The 816-nt window shown below is 40.8% G+C and carries 1 pseudogene; it reads right to left on the bottom strand.

The annotated features are described in order from the left end of the window. Positions 1 to 816, bottom strand: a pseudogene (locus AC3G7N_RS20755) (endo-alpha-N-acetylgalactosaminidase family protein); the annotation flags it as partial.

The following is an 816-nucleotide window of genomic DNA, read 5'->3' as shown; positions in this document are numbered from 1 at the left end:
TTAATTCGTCCGTAGACAAAAATGCAGTATAATAGCCCTTTGATGTACCCATTTTCTCCATTTCCTCGTCAACCTTCACCGTTACGTCACCAGGTTTGGTAACATCACTGCTGAGATTGGTTAATTTCGCTTTAGCATTCGTTTCTGTAGCATTTACCGAGATAAAATTCATATCGGCAAATTCAATCGTTTCAATCGCTGCATTCCCTTTATTGCTAATTTCGTCAAAGCTGTAAATAACCTTATTATTGTCTACTTTTAGCGAAAGGGTGAATGTAGCATCAAGACCTTCAAATTCATCTTTAACTGTTAGCGTATAAACTGCTTCACTATCACTAACCTTTTCAAAACTTACTTCAGGGTAATAAAGCATATTATTTACTTTTAATCCGTAAACCGGGGATGCTTGCCCGTTCATAACGTGGTCGTCTACATTGTATTTGATGACCCGAGGGAATACTTCATCAATCGTGACATCCATATAATCCGAGCTTAACGTCTGTTCTACCGGTTCCGTATTTGGTGGTTCTGGTGGCGTGTATTCCTGGATGCTCACATTTGAGATCGTAATATTAGCTGCGCCACGGCTCTTCTCTAGGCCTAGTAAACCAGCTTTATCTACACCACCAGCCTGCGTCCAGGATCCCACTTTCTCATCATCAATGTAGATCGTTGCGGAATCATCAATAAATCGAACGCGCAAATGGTAGGTTTGATCTGCTTTTAATGGTTCACCATTCGTCATCGAGGTCCATTTATTTGTTGGACCGAAGATTTCATGGAAATACTGGTTATTCTGGTCGCCTGTTCCAACGT

This window comes from Virgibacillus carmonensis (genome assembly GCF_057836705.1).
This window is presented reverse-complemented; position numbering and strand designations above follow the sequence as displayed.